Source organism: Pseudomonas sp. 7P_10.2_Bac1, assembly GCF_025465935.1.
Classification (GTDB): domain Bacteria; phylum Pseudomonadota; class Gammaproteobacteria; order Pseudomonadales; family Pseudomonadaceae; genus Aquipseudomonas.
The window spans coordinates 1-16,862 of the sequence record NZ_JANLNV010000026.1 but is presented as its reverse complement, the minus strand read 5'-3'; the positions used below and the strand labels follow the sequence as shown (position 1 = coordinate 16,862).

12 protein-coding genes are annotated in these 16,862 nt (G+C 57.6%); 2 read left to right on the top strand and 10 right to left on the bottom strand.

Annotated elements, in window-relative coordinates; all coding sequences use genetic code 11:
- From NTD86_RS05735 to NTD86_RS05705, 7 genes are all read right to left on the bottom strand, one after another.
- A complete protein-coding gene (locus NTD86_RS05735) occupies positions 1-3,018 on the bottom strand; it encodes a sarcosine oxidase subunit alpha (protein WP_262201187.1) in 3,018 nt (1,005 codons plus the stop codon).
- The gene (locus tag NTD86_RS05730) at positions 3,015-3,347 is read right to left on the bottom strand and encodes a sarcosine oxidase subunit delta (protein WP_262201186.1); all 333 of its coding nucleotides are present in this window, start codon (positions 3,345-3,347) and stop codon (positions 3,015-3,017) included. The genes NTD86_RS05735 and NTD86_RS05730 overlap by 4 nt, the downstream gene beginning before the upstream one ends.
- Positions 3,348-3,366: 19 nt before the next feature.
- Positions 3,367-4,617 carry a sarcosine oxidase subunit beta family protein gene (locus tag NTD86_RS05725; RefSeq protein WP_262201185.1) on the bottom strand — a complete coding sequence of 417 codons (1,251 nt, stop codon included), beginning with the start codon at positions 4,615-4,617 and terminating at the stop codon, positions 3,367-3,369.
- Positions 4,618-4,638: 21 nt separating this feature from the next.
- Positions 4,639-5,892, bottom strand: coding sequence for a serine hydroxymethyltransferase (gene glyA, locus NTD86_RS05720; protein WP_262201184.1), 1,254 nt, complete (start codon positions 5,890-5,892; stop codon positions 4,639-4,641).
- Between the two features lie 153 nt (positions 5,893-6,045).
- Entirely contained in the window at positions 6,046-6,696 is a 651-nt protein-coding gene (locus NTD86_RS05715; protein ID WP_262201183.1) for a hypothetical protein, read from the bottom strand.
- A gap of 445 nt (positions 6,697-7,141) precedes the next feature.
- Positions 7,142-7,780 (bottom strand): hypothetical protein, encoded by a 639-nt coding sequence (locus tag NTD86_RS05710; RefSeq protein WP_262201182.1) that lies wholly within the window; start codon positions 7,778-7,780, stop codon positions 7,142-7,144.
- A gap of 458 nt (positions 7,781-8,238) precedes the next feature.
- Positions 8,239-11,841 (bottom strand): toxin VasX, encoded by a 3,603-nt coding sequence (locus tag NTD86_RS05705; protein WP_315974726.1) that lies wholly within the window; start codon positions 11,839-11,841, stop codon positions 8,239-8,241.
- A gap of 412 nt (positions 11,842-12,253) precedes the next feature.
- Here NTD86_RS05705 and NTD86_RS05700 point away from each other — a divergent pair, with 412 nt between their 5' ends.
- Positions 12,254-13,294 (top strand): threonine aldolase family protein, encoded by a 1,041-nt coding sequence (locus NTD86_RS05700; RefSeq protein WP_262201180.1) that lies wholly within the window; start codon positions 12,254-12,256, stop codon positions 13,292-13,294.
- 94 nt (positions 13,295-13,388) lie between these two features.
- On the opposite strand, the gene NTD86_RS05695 is transcribed toward NTD86_RS05700, so the two are convergent.
- The 3 genes from NTD86_RS05695 to gbcB all read right to left on the bottom strand — a co-directional run bounded on the left by NTD86_RS05695 (position 13,389) and on the right by gbcB (position 15,224).
- Positions 13,389-13,691: a cell division protein ZapA gene (locus tag NTD86_RS05695; protein WP_262201179.1), complete on the bottom strand. Its 303-nt coding sequence runs from the start codon at positions 13,689-13,691 to the stop codon at positions 13,389-13,391.
- On the bottom strand, positions 13,688-13,918 hold the full coding sequence (locus NTD86_RS05690; RefSeq protein ID WP_262201178.1) for a hypothetical protein: 231 nt from the start codon (positions 13,916-13,918) through the stop codon (positions 13,688-13,690). Before NTD86_RS05690 ends, NTD86_RS05695 begins: the two co-directional genes overlap by 4 nt.
- A 205-nt stretch (positions 13,919-14,123) precedes the next feature.
- Positions 14,124-15,224: a glycine-betaine demethylase subunit GbcB gene (gbcB, locus tag NTD86_RS05685; RefSeq protein WP_262201176.1), complete on the bottom strand. Its 1,101-nt coding sequence runs from the start codon at positions 15,222-15,224 to the stop codon at positions 14,124-14,126.
- 282 nt (positions 15,225-15,506) lie between these two features.
- On the opposite strand from gbcB, the gene gbcA reads away from it, so the two are divergent.
- Complete coding sequence (gbcA, locus tag NTD86_RS05680; RefSeq protein WP_262201175.1) at positions 15,507-16,799, top strand: glycine-betaine demethylase subunit GbcA; 1,293 nt, start codon at positions 15,507-15,509, stop codon at positions 16,797-16,799.
- Positions 16,800-16,862 lie beyond the last annotated feature (63 nt).

Here is a 16,862-nt window from a genome sequence, read left to right as displayed (position 1 = left end):
TCAAATATTCTGCCGGTCGCCTTTGGGGTCGAAGAACACCGAAGACACAATTTCAGCCTCAATCACGCTGCCATCGGCCTGGGGTGAAAACACCCGCTCGCCAAGGCGCTTGAGACCGCCTTTGACCACGCCCATGGCAAACGAATACCCCAGCGAGTTGTGCGCATAGCTGGAGGTCACGTGGCCGACCATGGTCATCGGGATGGTCTGTTTAGGGTCGAACACCAGTTGCGCGCCTTCCGGCAGCCATTTATTCGGATCGACCGGCTTGAGGCCCACCAGTTGTTTGCGCTGGTCACGCACGCAGTCTTCACGGTTCATGCCGCGCCAGCCGATCCACGAGAACGGTTTGGTCCGGCCCACGCACCAGGCCATGTTCAGGTCGTCCGGGGTCATGGAGCCGTCGGTGTCCTGGCCGACGATGATGAAGCCCTTCTCGGCCCGCAACACGTGCATGGTCTCGGTGCCATACGGGGTCAGGTTGTACTGTTTGCCCGCCTCGACGATTTTTTCCAGCACGCCCATGGCGTAGTCAGCCTGGATGTTGACTTCGTACGACAGCTCGCCAGTAAACGAGATACGGAACACCCGCGCCGGCACGCCCGCCACCAGGCCTTCTTTCCAGGTCATGAACGGGAACGCATCGCGGTCCAGGTCAATGTCGGTCACTTCGCTGAGCAACTTGCGGCTGTTGGGGCCGCTCAAGGTCAGTGTCGCGTAGTGGTCGGTGACCGAGGTGAAGTACACCTTGAGATCCGGCCATTCAGTCTGTTGATAGATTTCCAGCCATTGCAGCACGCGGGCCGCACCACCGGTGGTGGTGGTCATGACGAAATGGTTGTCAGCCAGGCAGGCCGTGACGCCGTCGTCGAACACCATGCCGTCTTCTTTGCACATCAGCCCGTAACGCGCCTTGCCCACATCCAGCTTGGTCCAGGCGTTGGTGTAGATACGGTTCAGGAACTCCCGCGCATCCGGGCCTTGAATGTCGATTTTGCCCAGGGTGGAGGCGTCCAGAATACCGACGCTGTCGCGCACCGCCTGGCACTCGCGTTTAACCGCAGCGTGCAGGTCTTCGCCATTACGCGGGAAGTACCACGGGCGTTTCCATTGGCCGACGTCTTCAAATTCAGCACCTTGCTTGACGTGCCACGCCTGCAAGGCGGTGTAACGCACTGGCTCGAAAATGTGCCCGCAATGGCGGCCCGCCACCGCGCCGAACGTCACCGGCGTGTAGTTGGGGCGGAACATGGTGGTGCCCATTTGCGGGATGCTTACGTTCAGCGAACGGGCGGCAATGGCCAGGCCGTTGACGTTGCCAAGCTTGCCCTGGTCGGTGCCAAAACCCAGCGCGGTGTAGCGTTTGACGTGCTCGACTGACTCAAACCCTTCACGAGTGGCCAACTCAATCGCAGCGGCAGTCACATCGTTTTGCAGGTCGACAAATTGCTTGGGGGCCCGCGCCGTAGCCTTTTCGTGGGGCACCTGAAAAAGCGCCACGGTCGCTTCCTGTACCTGATTCAGCGCTTTGGGCAGCACGCCTTCAACCGCTTTAAAACCGGCTTCGCTGGCCGCGCGTGCGCCGCCTTCAAAGCCATCGGCCAGGCTGTCGCCCAACCCGTAAACGCCATTGATACCGCCCACGCACACGCGCTTTTGCGGGGCTTCGCCGGGTACAAAACCCAGAATGTCTTCGCGCCAGATTGGCTTGCCGCCCAGGTGCGAAGCCAAATGCACCACCGGGCTGTAACCGCCGGAAGTGGCCACCAAGTCGCACGGCAGCCATTCACCGGGGCTGGTGACGCTGTGGGATTTGAGGTCAATCGCCGCCACGCGGGCGCCCGTCACGCGTTTGCTGCCACGAGCTTCGATCACTGCGCTGCCGGTCAAAATCCGGATGCCTTTGGCGCGGGCTTCTTCAACCAGAGCACCTCGCGGATTGCTGCGTGCGTCGGCCACCGCCACCACTTGCTGGCCCGCATCGAGCCAGTCCAGCGCCACGCGGTAGGCGTAATCGTTGTTGGTGCTCAGCAGCAGTTTTTTACCCGGCGCCACGCCATAGCGGCGCACGTAAGTCGACACCGCACCTGCCAGCATGTTGCCCGGCACGTCGTTGTTGCCGTACACCAATGGACGCTCACACGCGCCCGTGGCCAGCACCACGCGCTTGGCCCGCACACGGTGCAAGCGCTGACGCACCTGCCCTATCGGCGCCCGGTCACCCAGGTGATCGGTAAGGCGCTCGTGAATGGTCAGAAAGTTGTGATCGTGATAGCCGTTGACCGTGGCACGCGGCAGCAACACCACGTCCGGCAGTTCCTTGAGTTCTGCCACCACCTTGGCCACCCACTCCATGGCCGGCTTGCCGTCCAGGCTTTCGCGGCTGTCGAGCAGGCTGCCGCCAAATTCTTCCTGCTCATCGGCCACGATCACCCGTGCACCGCTGCGCGCCGCCGCAAGGGCCGCAGCCAGACCGGCAGGCCCGGCGCCCACAATCAGCACGTCGCAGTGGTGGTTCATATTGTCGTAGGTGTCGGGGTCATTCTGCGTCGGCGAACGCCCCAACCCTGCTGCCTTGCGGATGTACTTCTCGTAAGTCATCCAGAACGACTGCGGGTACATAAAGGTTTTGTAGTAAAAACCCGGCGGCATCAGCTTGCCGCCGACCTTGCCCAGAATGCCCATCATGTCGGTGTTTACGTTGGGCCAGCCGTTGGTGCTGGTGGCAACCAAGCCTTGGTACAACGCCTGTTGCGTGGCGCGCACGTTAGGGATTTGCGTGGCTTCGGTGGCGCCGATCTGCAGCACCGCGTTGGGCTCTTCGGCGCCCGCAGCGTAAATGCCACGCGGCCGGGAATATTTAAAACTGCGACCGATGATGTCGACACCATTGGCCAGCAATGCAGCCGCCAGGCTGTCGCCTTCGTAGCCTTTGTACTGTTGGCCATTGAAGGTAAAGGTCAGGACTTTGCTGCGATCAACGCGGCCGCCGTTTGGCAAGCGATGGGTCTGACTCATACCTTTTCTCCCAGCTCGCGGGTGACTGTGGGCGCGACAGGCGCGGCGTGTTCGGTGAACTGCGGTTTGCTGCCGATCAGGTAGGTTTCCAGGATTTCGTACGTCACGGTGTTGCGCGTGACGTTAAAAAACTGACGGCAACCGGCAACGTGGTTCCACAACTCGTGGTGCAGGCCACGCGGGTTGTCGCGAAAGAACATGTAGTCGCCCCACTCCTTGTCGGTGCAGGCGTTGGGGTCAAGCGGGCGCGGAATGTGCGCCTGGCCGCTGGCGTGAAACTCTTCTTCGGAGCGCAACTCGCCGCAATGAGGACAGAAGATATGCAACATGGGGTGGTTCTCCTGTGTATTAGTGGGCGACAGCGGCAGCGCCGTGCTCGTCGATCAAGGCGCCGTTATAAAAACGGTCGATGGAAAACGGCGCCGCCAGCGGGTGCATTTCGCCTTTGGCCAAACTGGCGGCAAACACGTTGCCCGAACCCGGCGTGGCTTTGAAACCACCGGTGCCCCAGCCGCAGTTGAAGAACAGGTTTGGCACCGGGGTTTTGGAGATGATCGGGCAGGCGTCGGGCGTGGTGTCGACGATGCCGCCCCATTGGCGGTTCATGCGCACGCGGGACAGCACCGGGAACATCTCCACAATCGCTTGAATGGTGTGCTCGACCACCGGGTACGAGCCGCGCTGGCCGTAGCCGACCCAGCCGTCGATACCGGCGCCGATCACCAGGTCGCCCTTGTCTGACTGGCTGATGTAGCCGTGCACGGCGTTGGACATGATCACGCTGTCGATAATCGGTTTGATCGGCTCCGACACCAGCGCTTGCAGCGGGTGCGATTCGATCGGCAGGCGAAACCCCGCCTGGCGCGCCATGTGCCCGGAGTTACCCGCCGTGACCACGCCCACGCGTTTGGCGCCGATAAAGCCCTTGCTGGTTTCGACGCCGATGCACACGCCGTTTTCTTTGCGAAAGCCGAGCACTTCGGTCTGTTGAATCAAGTCCACACCCAATGCGTCGGCCGCCCGGGCAAAGCCCCAGGCCACCGCGTCATGCCGGGCCACGCCGCCGCGTCGTTGCACGGTGGCGCCGATGATCGGGTAGCGGGTGTTTTTGGAGCAGTCCAGGTACGGAATTTCGTCCGCCACTTGTTTGCCGTTCAACAACTCGCCGTCTACGCCATTGAGGCGGTTGGCGCTGACCCGGCGTTCCGAGTCGCGCATGTCTTGCAGGGTGTGGCACAGGTTGTAGACGCCGCGCTGCGAGAACATGACGTTGTAGTTGAGGTCCTGGGACAAGCCTTCCCACAACTTCATGGCATGCTCGTAGAGGTGCGCCGACTCGTCCCACAAATAGTTGGAACGCACGATGGTGGTGTTGCGCGCCGTGTTGCCGCCGCCCAGCCAGCCTTTTTCAACCACGGCCACGTTGGTGATGCCGTGCTCTTTGGCCAGGTAATACGCGGTGGCCAGACCATGCCCGCCGCCGCCGACGATGACCACGTCGTAGACCTTTTTCGGGGTCGGCGTGCGCCACATTTTCTGCCAGTTTTCGTGGTGGCTGAACGAGTGCTTAAGAAGGCCGAAGCCTGAGTACCGTTGCATAGGGTCTACTCCAAAACGCGCTCAGCGATAAACCGGGAAGTCTTTGCACAGCGAGGTCACCTGACGCGCCACATCGGCCTCGATATCCGGGTCACCGAGGTGATCGAGGATGTCGCAGATCCAGCCCGCCAACTCCGTGCACTGCGCCACTTTGAAACCACGCGTGGTCACCGCCGGGGTGCCGATGCGCAGGCCCGAGGTCACGAACGGCGACTGCGGATCGTTGGGCACTGCGTTTTTGTTGACCGTGATGTGCGCACGGCCCAGAGCGGCGTCGGCGTCTTTGCCGGTCAGCCCCTGACGGATCAGGCTGACCAGAAACAGGTGGTTGTCGGTGCCACCCGAGACCACGTCGTAGCCGCGTTTGATAAACACCTCAGCCATCGCCTGGGCATTGTCGATGACCTGCTGCTGATAGGTTTTGAAGCCCGGCTCCTGCGCTTCTTTGAAGCACACCGCCTTGGCCGCGATCACGTGCATCAACGGGCCGCCCTGCCCGCCCGGGAACACCGCCGCGTTGAATTTCTTCTCCAGCGCTTCGTTGCGCTTGGCCAGAATCAACCCGCCACGCGGCCCGCGCAGGGTCTTGTGGGTCGTGGTGGTGACCACATCAGCGTAGGGCAGCGGGTTCGGGTACAGGCCCGCCGCAACCAGCCCGGCCACGTGGGCCATGTCGACAAAAAAGTACGCGCCGACTTTGTCGGCGATTTCACGAAAGCGCGCGAAATCCAGGGTTTTGGAGTACGCCGAAAACCCGGCAATGATCATTTTGGGCTGGTGCTCGACGGCCAGACGCTCGACTTCGTCGTAGTCGATCAAACCGGTGGCGGTGTCGATGCCGTACTGCACCGCGTTGTACAACTTGCCCGAGAAGCTGACGCTGGCGCCATGAGTCAAATGCCCGCCGTGGGCCAGGCTCATCCCCAACACCGTGTCACCGGCATTGAGCAACGCCAGGTACACCGCGGCGTTGGCCTGGCTGCCCGAGTGCGGCTGCACGTTGGCGTAATCGGCGCCGAACAGTTGCTTGGCACGGTCGATGGCCAGTTGCTCAACTTTATCCACATGTTCGCAACCGCCGTAATAGCGCTTACCGGGGTAGCCTTCGGCGTACTTGTTGGTCAGGCCACTGCCTTGGGCTTCCATGACGCGCTGGCTGGTGTAGTTCTCGGAGGCGATCAGCTCAATATGATCTTCCTGACGCTGATCCTCGGCGTTGATTGCCGCCAACAAGGCATCGTCGTAACCCTGAATCTGATCCTGTTTGCTGAACATTGCGTTCTCCCAGCGCCAGCGCGCCATTCGTCTCGGTGAGGCTTATGCCCTTTGAGCCAGATGGTAGAGCTGGCGCTGGCCGATCAAATGCCTGCGCACGCCACGCAATGGTGCGTTTACGACATGGCGAGCCTGTACGACCTCTTCACAAGCTCAGGCGCTGTGCGGCGGATTCGGCTCGTTGCGATACACCTCGGCATATACCTCAGTAATCGGCGTGCGTGGGTAGCGTTTGAGCAGGGCTTTGACCTTTGCACTCAGTCGTAGCAGTTCGCTGCTGGGCTTGGCCCATTGTTCAGGCGGCAGCGGCTCGGACCACGCTTGCATGGCTGGCGGCAACGCGCGGCGGCCGACCTTGGCGATGCGTTTTATTTCCCATTCCACCAAACGGTTGGGCAGTGTCCACAGGGTCATCACGTGATACACGTACCAAAAAAAGGCGTAGATCCGGCCCACTTCCTTTTCGCGCAGGCGCCGATGCAAACCGGCGCGGGCATTACGGAAGGTATGCAGCCCTTCGTGAGGCGGGTCACTGGGTTCTTGTAATCCGAGCGGATCTTGAAGGCCGGAGAGGTCGTTAAGTTCGTACTCCATATACCCACGAACAGCCTCCCAGTTGGAAATCGCCAACTGCAAACTGCCGCACTGGAACTCAACCCGGACTAACTCGCCCTCATGCTCAAACCCCATGCCCATGCCGTATTGACGGGTCACACCATATTGCGTGGCACCTTGAGCCTGAACGACCCACGCGGACAGGGATTCCCAAGGGACGAATAAAGGCTCAGTGGCGCCATCGGGCATAAAGCACACTTCGCGGCGCTGACGGTTGAAGCGGGTGGGGATGACTTTGGTGAAAAGGTTGTGGTGGTAAAGCCAGATGAAAAAGAATAGGGCTGAGACAAGTATCCAAATGCCTAGAGCAGTCTCCCAAGACGCCAAGAAAATCTCTTCCGCAAACGCCCAACTTCTCTTTAAGTTTAAATCCAATAAGAACCCTATTAACCCACCTACAAGAGGTCCTCCAAATGCCACAAAACATGACATGGAAAAGGGTATACCCAAGTTAAACTGATACGTAAATACTTTCGGCTCCCCGCCTCCGAAATCCATAAAAGTGTCATTGTAATCACTGATATAGGGACAGAAAGGATGCTCATTTGTCGGCAAGGGCAAGGGGGCTAAATAGGTTTGGTGGCCAGAGGGGAAACATTCGACATCTCCCGCGCGCTTACCCTCGGGTATATTTTCAATCTCTACTGTCATTGCGATACACCTCGGCATATACCTCAGTAATCGGCGTGCGCGGGTAGCGTTTGAGCAGGGCTTTGACCTTTGCACTCAGTCGTAGCAGTTCGCTGCTGGGCTTGGCCCATTGTTCAGGCGGCAGCGGCTCGGACCACGCCAGCATGGCTGGCGGCAACGCGCGGCGGCCGACCTTGGCGATGCGTTTTATCTCCCATTCCACCAAACGGTTGGGCAGTGTCCACAGGGTCATCACGTGATACACGTACCAAAAAAAGGCGTAGATCCGGCCCACTTCCTTTTCGCGCAGGCGTCGATGCAAACCGGCGCGGGCATTACGGAAGGTATGCAGGCCTTCGTGAGGCGGGTCGCCGGGTTCTTGTAATCCGAGCGGGTCTTGAAGGCCGGAGAGGTCGTTAAGTTCGTATTCCATATACCCACGAACAGCCTCCCAGTTGGAAATCGCCAACTGCAAACTGCCGCACTGGAACTCAACCCGGACTAACTCGCCCTCATGCTCAAACCCCATGCCCATGCCGTATTGGCGGGTGACACCATATTGCGTGGCACCTTGAGCCTGAACGACCCACGCGGACAGGGATTCCCAAGGGACGAATAAAGGCTCAGTAGCGCCATCGGGCATAAAGCACACTTCACGGCGCTGACGGTTGAAGCGGGTGGGGATGACTTTGGTGAAGAGGTTGTGGTGGTAGAGCCAGATGAAAAAGAATAGGGCTGAGACAAGTATCCAAATGCCTAGAGCACTCTCCCAAGAGGCCAAGAAAATCCCCTGAACTGACTCCCAACTTCTCATTAAGCTAGAACCCAACGAAAGCCCCATCAAACCACCTATAAGAGGGCCTCCAAATGCCACAAAACATGACATGGAAAAGGGTATACCCAAGTTAAACTGATACGTAAATACTTTCGGCTCCCCGCCTCCGAAATCCATAAAAGTGTCATTGTAATCACTGATATAGGGACAGAAAGGATGCTCATTTGTCGGCAAGGGCAAAGGGGCTAAATAAGTTTGGCGACCGGAAGGAAAAAATTCGACATCACCGGCGCGCTTAATAACTGTTTTTTTATTCAATGGCGACTTCATTTCAACACCGCCAAATCAAGAACTTTAACTTCAACCAAAGGTATCTCTGGCGTGAACGTCTGGTGGTCTGCTGAAGGGAAACGCCCCTTTTCTAAGGCATTAAACCGTATCCGGTACGTCTGCTCGCTCACACGTTCATTTTCATCCCAAGACTGAAGGTTAATCTCGATCAGTAACGCCTCAGATACTTTACCTTGCACATGCTCAGCATTTACCGGATATACCAGTTTTAGTAACAAGGGCGAGCCCTCGTTTTTCTTTTCTTGTTCACTTACTACCCGTAACAAGCCCGTATGCAAAAGCGCAGTTACGTTTTCAACGTGCTCCACAAGTGGGTTTTTATAGCTCAGGGTGACCGTTGTAATGCGTTGAGCTCCAATCATCAAGGCTCGCCGTTTTATCCCAACCAATGGAACTTGGAAAGTAGATATATCCAACCCAGGAAAAACCAGGACGATTTCTCCTACCTTGGTATTAGGCAACGGGCTCTGCAAATACGGTTCATCCACACTATCTTTTATTTCTACAAAGGGTGCTTGCAACAACGCAGTGAGGGTGTTGTGAAACTCTTTCAAAGTCGCGTTCCTACGTTTTTCTAAATCATGACTCCAAGGGACAGATTGCAACCATTGATCATGAGCACTTGTGTTATACCGGTTGTACACCCACACACCCGCCAACTCCAGCAACGTAAATAGCCCACCTACCCAACTGACACGAACAAATACGCTTGACAGACGCGCCCCCCACAACTTCAAGGCAGACTCTCGAGCGAATCCTTTAGTTGCCATCAGCAACTCATAAGCTGCGACAGCTAAGTTCCCTCCCCCATAGGCATTACTTAATGCCAAGCCTCCTGAAGCAATCATGGTCAACATGGCTCCGTGCTGAGCTCCCTGATTGCCACTGCGGACTGCTTGTACCCAACTTTTATGGTAGGTGTGCAGACTAACTAACGCAGCAATAAAACCAAATAAATATGCACCCACCCCTAAGCTGACATGTAACCTACCAATAGTTACCTCTAATCGACTAAGAGCATTCAATCGCAGACTTTCACCCAGGGCTTTCGCCTGGGCATTAAGAGCCGTGTCAAATACCCCTTGCGCCGCTGCAAAACCAGCCGCTCCTGTTGCAATCAGAGCACTTGTAAAAGAACTCCACTCTTGTTCGTGCGCAGGTAACGATTCTATTTCTTTGTATACCTGCGCCAAATTCACCGCCTGCGCCACAAACAGCAGCAACGCCGCCCCATCTCCCAGCGCATTCATTACCGGCGCACTCTTCACGCCATTGCGAAAGTCCCTCATCAACCCGGCGGCTTGCCGTTGGCCTTCGTTCGGGAAGATCACTGTCAACCCGGCGCGCTCGGGGGTTGCGCCTAACAGCCGTGCATGTTCATCCGGCAGTTCCACGATCGGGCTGATACTCGCTGCCAATCGCTTTTCGCCCGAGTCCAGTTGCCAACGCAGGTAGGCTATTTTCTGCTGAGTTTCTACAGATTGGGCCGATGTATGCCCCTTCTCGCCCTTACGCCGTGCAGTGCGGTTGGCTTGTCTGCGCTCGCGCTTGAGCTTGGACATTTCACCCCGTTGTTTGAGGACTTCTTCCAGCGTGGAGCGCAAGCTGGCTTTTTCTTCAGGGGTGGCAAATTTGAAGGTCACGCCTTCAGTTTTCGCGGCTTGCAGAATGTTCGATTTCAACGCAAAGGGCAGGTTGCGAAACAGTTGATCAAGGTCGGGCATGGTTTGCCCTTTGAACACTGCAGCAAATTCGGCCAGTAATTTTTCCAGCCCGCGGTTCAGCGCCGGAGCCAAGCTGATTTGCGCCGCGTTGGCGACGGTACGCGTGCTGTCAGGCAGCTCGTCCAACGCCGGTAAACGCCCGTGTTCAATGCTGCGCAGTTGCTCGAACAACCCGCGGGTATTGTTGAACACGGTCATGCCCGCGGCATTCAAAAATGCATATTGCACCCACAGCCCGGTTTGTTCGCTGAAGGGCAAGGTGTAGTACAACGGGCGGCTGAATTGCGGTTGGCGTTCGATAAATGAATGCAATTGATCGCAGGCTTCGTCGCTGCGGCAAATGTCTTTAAGGCAGGCATATTCAAGGGTAAAAGCAAAACCCACCTGCCGACTGAGTTGCGGGTCGAGGTACCAGGCGTTTTTGTGAAAGCCGCAGGTGGTGGTCAGTGCCACGCGGTCGGCGGTGATGCGCTCAAGCAGGTCATTCCAGCGGGCGAGGCCTGTGCGGTGAGCCAGCAGGTCGCGGTCCATGGCTTCGCGGTCGATCAGATCATTCACGCCACGCTGGCCGAATTTGGCCCCGTGCAAAATGTCGTAAATTCGTTCGCCGTGAAGTTTGCCAAGGTCGATTAAAGCTTTGAGGTGCTTTTGGACGAAAGCACTGGGCGTAAGGTGAAAGTGCAGGGGGGTGTAATAGCGTCGATCGACTTCATCGGTGATCAATTGACCCGTAATCATGCCGTCACCGCCAGAATGAGCGGCCGCCATCGCCTGCGCCTCGGCCCTTTCACGCAACACCTGCAAATCCGCCGGCACCGGGCTTCCCGCTGGCGGGGTCATCAACCCGCCTTTGTTGACGTATTCCAGCATCGCCGCTTTGGTCACGCCCCGATCCGGTTCAGGCATGTTCTCCAGCTCGGCAAACATGGCCTTGATCGCCGGATCATCGGTTGCTCCGGCCAGCACTGACACATCCCGGTCACTCAGTTGGCTGAGGGACTCGATGTAGCACGCCAGCAGGTAATCGCGTTCGTTGTTGCCTGCCTGCGCACCGCCATTGGCCCAGTCACTCACCCAGCCTGCGACCTGATCCTGATAATTGGCCAGATCACGCAGTACGCCCAACGTGTCATCGAGCACAAGGTACAGGGTGTCGAAATGATACTGCGGGTGAATAGCGTCCTTTAGATGAGCAAAATAATAAGGGCTAAAACGCGGCGGGTTTTCCCACAGGTAGGGAAGGCGTTCATGCTCGGGTAATTCGGCGTACAGGCGGCGCCGCTCACTGAAGGCGGCATGCTCTGCCAGTGACGCATCAGCTTCCAGATGATCCTGTTCGTGCTCGACACGCTCAGTGGCGTATTCCGCCAGCCATCGCTCGACCATCGGCTCAGTCAGCAGGTGCTGAGCGCCTTTGAGACAGTCCGCCCGGCTCAGGTCCACGGCCTGCATAAAGTAATTGCGCTCAGCGGGATCGTTAATCACTTGCCGGCATTTATTGGCCGACCATTGCACCTCGGCATAACTGACATACAAGGTGCTGGTTTTAGGGAAGATCAACGTGGGCGCATTGATCGGGTCTTCGCGTTCGTCTTCGATCACCTCCTTACCCTGAAACAGCATCGACTCAACCACGCCGTTATAAACCCAGTACTCGGATAACTCACCGTTGCCGCCGTCGATCACATAGAGCCAGCCATCACGCAGCAGGCGAATGCCCAACGGGCGGCTCTTCAAGCTGTAAGGCATGGCAATTTCAGCGGCCGGATCGAGCGCCGGGTTATCCACCAACCCATAACGCAGGGGCAGCAGTTGGACAGTGCTTTTTCTCAGCGGGCAGACGCCCAAGGCCACTTTGGCATCGGTGCGACTGAAATTAATGTCGTTGGGGTTACGTGGATTGTGCGGGCTCACTAATCAGATTCCTGTAGGCCAAAGGCTTGCAACGGGCAATATCAGTGACGCTGTTAACGAGATGACATGAACCTGATATTTCACGGTGATCACTTACCCGAAGTTCAATGCGTGCAAAAAAGCGCAAAGGTCATTAGTTGTTTCTTGAAATGACAAACATGAAAAAAGTGCGCAAGAAGTTGCGCAGTTAAACCAAACTTAATTATCAAATCCGTCAATAAAGTCAGCTCTGCGTTTTAGCACGATATGGACTTATTTATATGTAGGAGCTTTCCGCATCTTGAGTCGTGTCTGTGCACCCGCCGCTTTCTTGGATAAAGTGCACCACGATCTTCGACCAAGGAACCGGGAAATGACTGATAAGAGCCAACAATTCGCCAGCGACAACTACTCCGGTATCTGCCCCGAAGTCTGGTCTGCCATGGAAAAAGCCAACCACGGCCACCAACGCTCCTACGGCGATGACGAGTGGACGCTGCATGCCGCCAATGACTTCCGTCGGTTGTTCGAAACCGACTGCGAAGTGTTCTTCGCCTTCAACGGCACCGCCGCCAACTCGTTGGCATTGTCGTCGTTGTGCCAGAGCTTCCACAGCGTGATCTGCTCCGAAACCGCCCACGTCGAAACCGACGAATGCGGCGCCCCGGAGTTCTTCTCCAACGGCTCGAAACTGCTGTTGGCTCGCACCGAAAACGGCAAGATCACGCCGGAGTCGATCCGCGAAATCGCCACCAAGCGCAAAGACATTCACTACCCAAAACCCCGCGTGGTGACCATCACCCAGGCCACCGAAGTGGGCACTGTCTATACGCCTGAAGAAATCCGCGCCATCAGCACCACTTGCAAGGAACTCGGCTTGCTGCTGCACATGGACGGCGCGCGCTTTTCCAACGCCTGTGCGTTCCTCGGCTGCTCGCCCGCCGACCTGAGCTGGAAAGCCGGAGTGGACGTGTTGTGCTTTGGCGGGACGAAAAATGGCATGGCAGTGGGCGAAGCAATTCTGTTCTTCAACCACGACCTGGCAGTGGACTTTGACTACCGCTGCAAACAGGCCGGGCAACTGGCCTCGAAAATGCGCTTCCTGTCAGCCCCGTGGGTGGGCTTGCTGGAAAACGACGCCTGGCTCAAACACTCGCGCCACGCCAACCACTGCGCTCAACTGCTGAGCCAGTTGGTCAGTGACATTCCAGGGGTTGAGTTGATGTTCCCGGTCGAGGCCAACGGTGTGTTTCTGCAACTGTCGGAACCTGCCGTCGAGGCATTGACCGCCAAGGGCTGGCGTTTCTACACCTTCATCGGCAAAGGTGGCGCGCGCTTTATGTGCTCCTGGGACACCGAAGAAGCACGGGTGCGGGAGTTGGCGGCGGATATTCGGGAAGTGATGGTGGGATAAAAGCTGATTATCTGTAGGAGCGAGTTTGCTCGCGATCTTTTGATCGTTTAAAAGATCGCGAGGCAAGCTCGCTCCTACAAAGTTATGTGATTGTTCAGCTTTGCCCGAGGGTTCGCTCAATCACATCGACCGTGGCGCTGACTTGCTCTTGATAACGGTCGAGTTCCTGCTTGTGGCTCAGTTGCAATTCAATCTGTTGTGAACACAGATTCAACGCGGCCAAAACCAGCAATTTGTCCCCGATCAAGCTCGGGTACTTTCTTTTCGTTTCGGCCAGGGCAGCTTTCAACATGACCGTGGCGGCCAGCAGCGTTTGTTTCTCGCCTTCCGGTGCCTTGATCGTGTAGTCGTTACCCAGAATCGAGACGACACTTATACCGTCTCTGTCCGCACTCATGCGTTGACAGGGCTCACGCTCGCGCGCTCAACCAGGGCTTGAATACGGGCAGCGGTGGCACCTTGCTTCTCTTCGGCTTCCATCAGCGACAGTTGCAGGGTTTCGTTTTCTTCTTTGGCTTGAGCCAGCTCGGTGTTGAGCTGAGTGTTCGCGTCCAGCAGTTCCTGTTTTTGCTGAACCAGGTCACTGACCAATTGTTCCAGTTTGCTAAGGGATGACTCAATCATGATGGTGTTCTCAAGCAGATTTCAGAGGGCGCGTACGATAAAGAAAAGTCGGCCGCTAAGCTAGCGAAGACCTGCCTTTACGCGCCCTAAAGACTGCGGTTTGGAACCTTTGTTCCCGAGACACCCGAATACACTGTAGGAGCCAACTGCCTCGCGAGCTTTTTAACGATCAAAAGATCCCAAGACAAGGCTCCTACAGTCCCTTTCAGAATTCGATACGCACATCGCCCTTCGGCACGCTGCAGCACGACAGGATGTAGCCTTCGGCTACGTCGTCGTCAGTGATGCCGCCGTTGTGGTCCATCTCCACTTCGCCGCCCAGCTTGAGCACTTTGCAGGTGCCGCAAATGCCCATGCCGCAGGCTTTGGGAATCATCAGCCCCAACTTGGCTGCCGCCGCATGCACGGTTTCGGCCGGGCCCACGCGGATGCTCTTGCCCGAGGCCGTAAATTCCACCTGGTTCAAATCCGCCACGTCCAGCTCCGGCGCATCGGCTGCCTGTTCGGCTTGCTCGATGGCGTCCGCACGGACTTCGGGCGGCGTCGCACCAAACGACTCTTCGTGATAACGGCTCATGTCAAAGCCGTTGCTTTCCAGCAGCCGCTTCACCGCATTCATATAGGGCGTGGGCCCGCAGCAAAACACTTCGCGCTCCATGAAATCGGGCGCCATCAGGTCGAGCATTTTGTGGTTCAAGTAACCGCGATAACCCGCCCAGGGCTCACCCAGCCCGTGCTTTTCGCAGATCAAATGCAGGCTGAAGTTATCGATGCGCGACGCCATGTGCTCCAGCTCGCGGTGGTAAATGATGTCTTTGGGCGAGCGCGCGCTGTGGATAAATACCATGTCGACATTGGCATTGGTGTCGTAAAACCAACGCGCCATCGACATCACCGGGGTGATGCCCACGCCGCCGCTCAGGTACAGCACTTTCGGGCTGGGCGCGTCGATGGCATTAAACAGCCCGACCGGCCCGTGCACCGCCAACTCCTGGCCTTCCTGCAGGGTGTCGTGCAACCAGTTGGACACCCGCCCGCCGGGCACGCGTTTGATCGTTACTGAAAAACTGTACGGCACCGACGGAGAGCTGGAGATGGTGTACGAGCGCATCACCGGGTCGCCGTCGATCTCCAGTTCCAGGGTCACGAACTGCCCCGGCTTGAAGAAGAACAGGATCGGCTGATCAGCCATGAAGCAGAACGTGCGCACGTCCCAGGTTTCCTGAATCACTTTGACACAGCGCACGATGTGTCGGCCATTGGCCCAGGTTTGGGTAGTCACCGGATTCAGAAAGCTGTTGGACATACGCTTCTCCACGGCCGCCTGTCGGCCTCTTGCTGGCGATTCTGCGCATGCCATGAAGCAGCCATTTACCTATTCGCGACATTCACATACTTATCGCGACCAGCCGCTGAAAACAGCCCTTGCGGCGTCGGGAACAGATTGGGCCATGTCGCCCGCAGATATGGCGATCAGGCACTTCGAACGCACACTCATCGGCACTGACAACAGTGATTGCATTGCCTTGTGTCGTACCCCTGATCAGCCACTTTTCGGCCACATCGCATGGCCATGAGGACAACAACGATGGATGTCACCGCAACCCTGAGCCTGGGCGATCCACTAGAACCTGCACGCAAGGCCACCGCCGAGATGTTGCAAAACCGCGAGCGGACGTTTTCGCTGCCGCAGCCGTTTTATAACGACCAGCGCCTGTTCGACATCGACATGCAAGAGATCTTTCAGAAGGAATGGCTGATTGCGGGCATGACCTGCGAGATCCCTACCAAAGGCAACTTCCTGACTCTGCAAGTCGGCAACAACCCGATCATCGTGATTCGCGGCGCCGAAGGCCAGGTGCATGCGTTTCACAACGTCTGCCGCCATCGCGGTTCGCGGCTGTGCACCAGCGAAAAAGGCAAGGTCGCCAAGCTGGTCTGCCACTACCACCAGTGGACCTACGAGCTCGATGGCCGACTGCTGTTTGCCGGCACCGAGATGGGTGCCGACTTCGACATGAAGCAATACGGCCTCAAGCCTGTGAACGTGAAAACCGCAGGCGGCTACATCTTCATCAGCATGGCCGAAAACCCGCCGGCGATTGACGAGTTCCTGGCCACGCTGAACCACTACATGGAACCCTACGACATGGAAAACACCAAGGTGGCGATTCAGACCACCCTGGTCGAAAAAGCCAACTGGAAACTGGTCCTGGAAAACAACCGCGAGTGCTACCACTGCGGCGGTTCGCACCCGGAGCTGCTCAAAACCTTGCTGGAGTGGGACGACGTCACCGACCCGCGGGCCGACCAGGCCTTCAAGGACCACGTGGCCGCTTCGGCTGCTGCCTGGGACGCCGAGAAAATCCCTTACGCTCATGCCAGCTTCGGCCTGCGCAATCGCATCGTGCGCATGCCGCTGCTCAAGGGCACCGTGTCGATGACCATGGATGGCAAACAAGGCTGTGCAAAACTCATGGGGCGCATCAAAAACCCCGACCTGGGCTCAATGCGCATCCTGCACCTGCCGCACTCGTGGAACCACTGCATGGGCGATCACATCATCGTCTTCACGGTGTGGCCGATCGGTCCGCAAGAAACCATCGTCACCACCAAATGGCTGGTGCACAAAGACGCGGTGGAAGGGGTGGATTACGACGTCGAGCGCATGCGTAAAGTGTGGGACGAGACCAATAACCAGGACCGCCGCCTGGCAGAAGAGAACCAGCGCGGCATCAACTCCACGGCGTACCAGCCAGGGCCGTACTCCAAGACGTATGAGTTTGGGGTGGTCAACTTTATCGACTGGTACAGCGAGCGCCTGCTGAACAACCTGGGCGCAGCGCCAGCCGCGTACCTCAAAGGAGTCGTGGCGCAGTGATTTAAAACCGACAGGAGCGGGGGGGGGGGGGGGGGGGGGGGGGGGGGGTGTTGTCTTCGCGGA